The sequence below is a fragment of the Pantoea sp. Mb-10 genome, from assembly GCF_021272205.1.
Taxonomy (GTDB): domain Bacteria; phylum Pseudomonadota; class Gammaproteobacteria; order Enterobacterales; family Enterobacteriaceae; genus Pantoea.
Window position 1 is genome coordinate 552,884 of the sequence record NZ_JAJSDX010000004.1, and the last position, 7,185, is coordinate 560,068.

Consider the following 7,185-nt stretch of genomic DNA (forward strand, 5'->3'; position numbering starts at 1 on the left):
GCGACTATATCACAGGATTTTCATGGAAATCAGCCAGCGCATCGGCGCAGCACACGAAGAAAAAAGAGAATGGCCGCCGCGTATGGTACGGCGAAGCGGCACTAAAAAGGAGAAGGCCATCAAAAGGGGATTTTGCAACAACGCGCTTTGCGCTGGGTCAAACGCAGCATGATTGAAATTTCACGTACCGTGCTGCTACCGGACAGCGAAATCGAAATTACCGCCATCCGCGCCCAAGGCGCGGGCGGCCAGCATGTGAACAAAGCGTCCACGGCCATTCACCTGCGGTTCGATATACAGGCGTCGTCGCTGCCGCCGTTTTATAAAACGCGGCTGCTCGAGGCCCGTCACCATTTGATCACGGCGGAAGGCGTGGTGATCATTAAAGCGCAGGAGTACCGCAGCCAGGAGATGAATCGCGAGGCGGCTATTCAGCGGCTGATCAATTTGATTCGCGAGCTGACCACCGTAGAGAAAGCGCGGCGGGCCACACGGCCGACGCGTGCGTCTAAAGAGCGACGACTGGAGGGGAAAACCCGACGCAGCAGCGTTAAAGCCCTGCGCGGGAAAGTGCGCTAAAAAAAACGCCTCCCGCAGGAGGCGTTTGCCATTACTTGTTCAGCGCGCGGGTCAGGAAGTCGACGATCTCATGCTGCTTGATCATCTGCTTCTCACTGGCGGCACGGGCCTTGTACTCGATCTCTTGGTTATCGAGGTTGCGATCGCCGATAACGATGGTGTGCGGCACGCCAATCAGTTCCATATCCGCGAACATCACGCCCGGACGCTCTTTACGATCGTCCAGAATCACGTCAACGCCTTTGGCGCGCAGTTCGTTATACAGGCTCTCGGCCAGCTCTTTCACGCGGAAAGATTTGTGCATGTTCATGGGCAGAATCGCCACTTCAAACGGCGCCAGCGCCGCTGGCCAAATAATACCGCGCTCGTCGTGATTCTGCTCAATGGCGGCAGCCACCACGCGCGTGATACCAATGCCGTAGCAGCCCATGGTCATGATCTGGTTGCGGCCATCTTCGCCCTGCACCGCAGCTTTCATCGCGTCAGAATATTTGGTGCCGAGCTGGAAAATATGGCCGACTTCAATACCGCGTTTGATCTGCAGTACGCCTTTGCCATCCGGGCTAGGATCGCCTTCTACGACGTTACGAATATCTTCAACGCGCGGTTCGGGCAGATCGCGGCCCCAGTTGATGCCAGCAAAATGCTGACCATCAATGTTTGCGCCCGCGGCGAAGTCGCTCATTTTGGCCACGGTGCGATCGGCGACGATCGGCATGGTTAATCCCACTGGGCCCAGCGAGCCAAAACCGGCACCGATTACGGCGCGGATCGCTTCTTCACTGGCCATCTCCAGTGGCGCAGCAACAATATCCAGATGCTCCGCCTTGATTTCATTGAGTTCGTGATCGCCGCGCACCAGCAGGGCAACCAGCGCGTGACCACTCTCTTCTGCGCCTTTCACGATCAGCGTTTTCACGGTTTTCTCAACCGGAATCTGATGCTGCTCGACCAGTTCCGCAATGGTTTTGGCATGTGGGGTGGCAAACTGCGTCATCGCCTGGGTGGCCGCGGCACGTTCACCGGCAGGCGCGACCGCTTCCGCTTTCTCAATGTTGGCCGCGTAATCGGACTCGGTAGAGAAGATCACATCGTCTTCACCGCTCTGCGCCAGCACCTGGAACTCATGCGAACCGCTGCCGCCAATGGAGCCGGTGTCCGCCTGAACCGCACGGAAGTCCAGCCCCATGCGGCTGAAGCTTTGGCTGTAGGCGCGATACATCGCATCATAGGTTTCCTGCAGTGATTCCTGCGAGGTATGGAACGAGTACGCATCTTTCATGATGAACTCGCGTGAACGCATGACGCCAAAACGCGGGCGCACTTCGTCGCGGAATTTGGTCTGAATCTGGTACAGATTCAGCGGCAGCTGTTTGTACGAGCTCAGTTCGTTACGGATGAGATCGGTGATCACTTCTTCGTGCGTGGGACCCAGCACGAAAGGGCGCTCGTGGCGATCTTTAATGCGCAGCAGCTCCGGGCCATACTGTTCCCAACGGCCGCTCTCTTCCCACAGGTCAGCAGGCTGAACCACCGGCATGGCAATCTCGATAGCACCGGCGTTATTCATCTCTTCGCGCACGATGTTTTCAACTTTTCGCAGCACGCGCATGCCGGTTGGCAGCCAGGTATAAAGTCCAGAAGCCAGTTTGCGGATCATCCCGGCGCGCAGCATCAGCTGGTGGCTAATGACTTCCGCATCGGAAGGCGTCTCCTTAAGGGTGGAGAGCAGATATTGAGTAGTACGCATTGATTACGATTCCAGTTGTACGGAAGGATACGAACGAAAAATTTGCTGGCGGCTAGTGTACCAGCGAGATCAATCACTCAAAAGCTTGTTTTCGCGCGGGTCCAGGGCGATCACTTCCGTGCCGCGATCGTCGATGCGCCAGCGCACGTTAAAGTCGAGCAGCCAGGCGGCATACTCACGCTCCTGCGTTTCGCCTTTTCGGTAGGCGGGGCGGGGATCCTGCGCCAGAACCTCACTGATAAAACGCGCCAGATGCGGATGGGTGTGCTGCTGCTGCTGTAGCTGACTCTGCGCCAGCGCCGAGAAACGTACCGGCATGCTGGCATCCGGTGCGTGCTGCGCAAAGCCCGCGCGCGCGTCTGGCAGGGCTTCGGCAAACGGCAGATAAGGCTTAATATCTACCACTGGCGTGCCGTCCACCAGATCCAGGCTGCCGAGTTGCAAAATCACCTGCTGTTTGTCACAGCGAATGCCTTTCAGCTCAACCAACGACATACCGATCGGATTTGGGCGGAAGGTTGAGCGCGTGGCGAATACGCCCATGCGCGCATTTCCCCCCAAGCGCGGTGGGCGCACGGTGGGCCGCCAGCCGCCCGCTTGGGTTTGATGAAACACAAACAGCACCCACAGATGACTGAACGCCTCCAGCCCGCGCACGGCTTCCGGCTGGTTATACGGCGGCAGCAAATGCAACTCGCCACCGCCGTCTTGCACCAAGCCGGGCTGGCGCGGCACCGCGAATTTCTCTTTCCACGGGGAATGAATCACGCCGATTTGCGCAAAGGCAAAGTCGCTCATTGATTAGAGACTTTCAGCGCTGAGCCCTGACAAACGGCTTGGCGGTAGCAGCCCGGCGTGCTGGAGACGATTTCGCATTTGTGCAGCAACACGGCGTTGGCTTTCATTCCTGCGGCTTTGATCTGCAGGCGTTTACGCGCGGTATTCATGTTCGGGGGCGAATCCTGATTGCTGCTCTGGCAGTCTTCCGCGGACACCTCGCCGAGATCGCGGAATGGGTTGCTCACGAGCGCAGTCGCGTCGGTATAAATTTTAACCGGGGCCGGTCGCGTGGCAGGCTTACGCTGTGGTTCGCTGGATGAATGCTGCGGACGAACGGGGGCACTGCTTATGGGGTGATATTCATGAACGCACCCGGTTAGCATTAATGCTAACAAGCAGAGCGGTAAAAAGCGCATGGCAACATCCTCATATGGCAAAAAGTGGCGTTATTGAAACAAGGACGGGATTAAATAACAAGTCAGCGGCATAAGCCAAATTTTTCGCGCGGTTATGCCGCTGACAGCACGGAAGGCGCGGCTGGGGAAGCCAAACCCATAAAAAAGGGCAGCCTGAGCTGCCCAATGGCGTAAAAGGAGATTACCAACCTTTTACCGCGCCACCGTTGAAGATTTTGTTTGCGGCTTCAGCGACTTCATCAGACTGATAGGCCTGAACAAATTTCTTCACGTTTTCCGCGTCTTTATTATCTTCGCGGCTAACCAGCAGGTTAACGTAAGGCGAATCTTTATCTTCGACAAAGATGCCGTCTTTAGCTGGCGTCAGGCCAATCTGGCTGGCATAGGTGGTGTTAATGACGGCAAGCGCAATCTGCTGGTCGTCCAGAGAGCGCGGCAGCTGCGGCGCTTCCAGCTCAACAATCTTCAGGTTCTTGGGATTTTCCACGATATCCAGTGAGGTCGGCAGCAGGCCCACGCCATCTTTCAACTTGATCAGGCCCACTTTCTGCAGCAGCAGCAGTGAACGGCCCAGATTGGTAGGATCGTTCGGGATAGCAATCTGCGCACCGTTCTGCAGCTCATCCAGCGATTTGATTTTCTTGGAGTAGCCCGCGATCGGGTAAACGAAGGTGTTGCCAACCGGTACCAGCTTGTAACCACGATCCTTGATTTGCTGATCGAGGTACGGCTTGTGCTGGAACGCATTCACATCGATATCGCCTTTGCTTAACGCTTCGTTTGGCAGCACGTAATCGTTGAAGGTCACCAGTTCAACATCCAGGTTGTACTTCTCTTTGGCCACTTTAACTGCGGTTTCCGCGACCTGCTGCTCCGCGCCCACGATGACGCCAACCTTAATATGATTTGGATCTTTGGCTTTTTGATCGCATCCAGCCAGCGCGATAGCGCCAATCAGAGCACCCACAGCGGCAATCTTTTTAAATGTAAAAGACATATCCCTTCCTTAATAGAGGAGTATCGACGTTGTTAACTTATTTATGGGACACAGCACGCACGATGCGGTCACCACAGAACTGTATGACATACACCAGTACAACCAGCAAAATCAGCACGGTATTCATTACGGTAGCGTTATAGCCGATGTAACCATACTGATAGCCTATTTGACCCAAGCCGCCTGCACCCACCGCGCCACCCATCGCCGAGTAGCCCACCAGGGTAATCAGCGTAATGGTTGCGGCATTGACCAGCCCCGGCAGCGCTTCAGGCAGCAGCACTTTACGGATGATCTGCAGCGGTGCCGCACCCATGGCGCGTGATGCCTCAATCAGACCCGTTGGCAGCTCCAGCAGCGCGTTTTCTACCATACGGGCAATGAAAGGCGCGGCGCCAACGGTGAGGGGCACAATGGCCGCTTGCAGACCAATCGACGTGCCGACGATGGCCCGCGTAAAGGGAATCATCCACACCAATAAGATAATGAACGGGATTGAGCGGAAGATATTCACTACCGCGGACAGCACGCGATACAGGGCTGTATTGGCCAAAATTTGGCCTGGGCGAGTGACGTAGAGCAAAACGCCGACTGGCAAACCGAGTACAAAACCAAAAAAGCCGGAGACAAAGGTCATCATCAGCGTTTCCCAGACGCCGCGCGTCAGTAACCACATCATCGCTTCAGACATAACCCAATACCTCTACTTTCACATGATTTTCCTGCAGCCACGCAATGGCAGCCTGTGTATCTGGCGCGCTGCCGTGCATCTCCGCCAGCATAATGCCGAACTTGACGCCACCGGCGTAGTCCATCTGCGCGCTAATAATATTGTTATTGACGTTGTAGCGTCGCGCGACTTCAGACAACAGCGGCGCATCGACCGATTTTCCCGTGAACTCCAGGCGCAGCAAGGGCACGCTCTGCGCTGAGGCCGTCGCGGCCATGCGCTGTTGGTAATCTTCTGGAATATCCAGATGCAGCGTTGACTGAATAAACTGCTGCGCCAGCGGCGTTTTCGGGTGCGAGAACACTTCGCTCACGCTGTCTTTTTCAATCAATTCCCCGTGGCTGATCACCGCGACCTGATCGCAAATGCGCTTAACCACATCCATTTCGTGCGTGATCAGCAGAACGGTGATACCAAGACGGCGATTAATATCTTTGAGCAATTCAAGAATCGAGCGCGTGGTGGCGGGATCGAGTGCGCTAGTGGCTTCATCGCACAGCAGCACTTTGGGGTTGCTGGCCAAGGCGCGGGCAATCGCCACGCGCTGCTTCTGACCGCCCGAGAGGTTAGCCGGCCAGCTGTCATGCTTGTCCGCCAAGCCAACCAGCTCCAGTAACTCGGTGACGCGCTGTTTGATCTGAGCGCGTGACAAATTGCCCAGCTCAAGCGGCAGCGCCACGTTGCCAGAAACGGTGCGTGAGTTCATCAGATTAAAATGCTGGAAGATCATGCCAATCTGACGACGCGCCAGCGTAAGCTGACTGGATGAAAGGGCGGTGAGATCCTGACCGTCCACTAACACGCGGCCCGAGGTGGGGCGCTCTAATAGATTGACGCAGCGAATCAACGTGCTCTTACCCGCTCCAGATGAGCCGATAACGCCATAAATCTGTCCAGCAGGAACGTGCAAGCTAACGTTTGACAACGCTTGTACAGTTCGGGAACCTTGCTGAAACACTTTGGTGATATTTTCGAGTTTAATCATTAGTTTAATTGTTATCGCAATGCGTTTTCCGTGGTGTGTCGGCTTTCACCCAGCCACGCTGTGTGAAATTTGAATGGATGGTAAGGCATCCAGACGGCTAAATCAATCGAAGTCAATCAATCTGCCATTCTCTCGTTCAACGCAATCATGCGATACTGTGCAGCATTATTTGCAGCAGGAGTTTTTACGTGGCGAACAAAGTCCCGGCTATATTTCTCGATCGTGATGGCACCCTGAATGTCGATCACGGCTATGTTCATGAAATCGATAATTTTGAGTTTATCGACGACACCATTGAGGCGCTGCAAGCGCTGAAAAAGATGGGTTTCGCGCTGGTATTGGTCACCAATCAATCTGGCATTGCGCGGGGCATGTACTCTGAAGATCAGTTTATGCAGCTTACGGAGTGGATGGATTGGTCATTGGCCGATCGCGATGTGGATCTGGATGGCATCTATTTCTGTCCACATCTGCCTGATGCCAAGGTCGAGGCCTATCGCCAGCAGTGTGATTGTCGGAAACCGCAGCCAGGCATGCTGCTCTCTGCGCAGCAGGAATTGAATATCGACATGGCTGCTTCTTATATGGTGGGCGATAAGCTGGAAGATATGCAGGCTGCATTGGCCGCTGGCGTCGGCACAAAAGTGCTGGTGCGCACCGGTAAACCGGTGACAGAAGAGGGCGAGGCAGCCGCAGATTGGGTGATTGATAGCCTCGCGGATCTACCTGCACGCCTTAAAAAGGGCTAAAACAGGGCGATTAGCTCAAATTATAAGCGAACGATAAAAAAGTTTAAATTTGCACTTGCGCTTCCTCAGACTCGCCCTATAATGCGCCACCACTGAGACGGCAAAGCGGCAACGCAGACGGCTCAGCAGGGCGCGGAGTGATTCGGCCCGCCGGAGAAAAACGCTGAAAAAAGTGTTTGACTCTGAAGGAGGAAAGCGT

8 protein-coding genes are annotated in these 7,185 nt (G+C 55.2%); 2 read left to right on the top strand and 6 right to left on the bottom strand.

Going from position 1 to position 7,185, the window contains the following annotated elements:
• Positions 1-168: 168 nt before the first annotated feature.
• Positions 169-579: an alternative ribosome rescue aminoacyl-tRNA hydrolase ArfB gene (arfB, locus tag LU196_RS11325; protein WP_232759385.1), complete on the top strand. Its 411-nt coding sequence runs from the start codon at positions 169-171 to the stop codon at positions 577-579.
• A gap of 31 nt (positions 580-610) precedes the next feature.
• Here the strand turns inward: arfB and proS are convergent, their stop codons facing one another.
• The 6 genes from proS to metN all read right to left on the bottom strand — a co-directional run bounded on the left by proS (position 611) and on the right by metN (position 6,237).
• Positions 611-2,329: a proline--tRNA ligase gene (gene proS, locus LU196_RS11330; protein WP_232759386.1), complete on the bottom strand. Its 1,719-nt coding sequence runs from the start codon at positions 2,327-2,329 to the stop codon at positions 611-613.
• Positions 2,330-2,398: 69 nt separating this feature from the next.
• On the bottom strand, positions 2,399-3,127 hold the full coding sequence (gene tsaA, locus LU196_RS11335) for a tRNA (N6-threonylcarbamoyladenosine(37)-N6)-methyltransferase TrmO (protein WP_232759387.1): 729 nt from the start codon (positions 3,125-3,127) through the stop codon (positions 2,399-2,401).
• Positions 3,124-3,525 (bottom strand): Rcs stress response system protein RcsF, encoded by a 402-nt coding sequence (gene rcsF, locus LU196_RS11340; RefSeq protein ID WP_232759388.1) that lies wholly within the window; start codon positions 3,523-3,525, stop codon positions 3,124-3,126. The genes tsaA and rcsF overlap by 4 nt, the downstream gene beginning before the upstream one ends.
• A gap of 181 nt (positions 3,526-3,706) precedes the next feature.
• The gene (locus tag LU196_RS11345) at positions 3,707-4,522 is read right to left on the bottom strand and encodes a MetQ/NlpA family lipoprotein (protein ID WP_232759389.1); all 816 of its coding nucleotides are present in this window, start codon (positions 4,520-4,522) and stop codon (positions 3,707-3,709) included.
• Between the two features lie 37 nt (positions 4,523-4,559).
• Positions 4,560-5,213, bottom strand: a complete 654-nt coding sequence (locus LU196_RS11350) for a methionine ABC transporter permease MetI (RefSeq protein ID WP_232759390.1) — start codon at positions 5,211-5,213, stop codon at positions 4,560-4,562.
• Entirely contained in the window at positions 5,206-6,237 is a 1,032-nt protein-coding gene (metN, locus tag LU196_RS11355) for a methionine ABC transporter ATP-binding protein MetN (RefSeq protein WP_232759391.1), read from the bottom strand. Before metN ends, LU196_RS11350 begins: the two co-directional genes overlap by 8 nt.
• A 188-nt stretch (positions 6,238-6,425) precedes the next feature.
• On the opposite strand from metN, the gene gmhB reads away from it, so the two are divergent.
• Positions 6,426-6,986, top strand: coding sequence for a D-glycero-beta-D-manno-heptose 1,7-bisphosphate 7-phosphatase (gene gmhB / locus LU196_RS11360; protein ID WP_232759392.1), 561 nt, complete (start codon positions 6,426-6,428; stop codon positions 6,984-6,986).
• Positions 6,987-7,185 lie beyond the last annotated feature (199 nt).

Coding starts and splice junctions, on each gene's coding strand:
- metN (WP_232759391.1), bottom strand. CDS start 6,237: ATGATTAAACTCGAAAATATCACCAAAGTGTTTCAGCAAGGTTCCCGA.
- tsaA (WP_232759387.1), bottom strand. CDS start 3,127: ATGAGCGACTTTGCCTTTGCGCAAATCGGCGTGATTCATTCCCCGTGG.
- LU196_RS11350 (WP_232759390.1), bottom strand. CDS start 5,213: ATGTCTGAAGCGATGATGTGGTTACTGACGCGCGGCGTCTGGGAAACG.
- proS (WP_232759386.1), bottom strand. CDS start 2,329: ATGCGTACTACTCAATATCTGCTCTCCACCCTTAAGGAGACGCCTTCC.
- LU196_RS11345 (WP_232759389.1), bottom strand. CDS start 4,522: ATGTCTTTTACATTTAAAAAGATTGCCGCTGTGGGTGCTCTGATTGGC.
- arfB (WP_232759385.1), top strand. CDS start 169: ATGATTGAAATTTCACGTACCGTGCTGCTACCGGACAGCGAAATCGAA.
- rcsF (WP_232759388.1), bottom strand. CDS start 3,525: ATGCGCTTTTTACCGCTCTGCTTGTTAGCATTAATGCTAACCGGGTGC.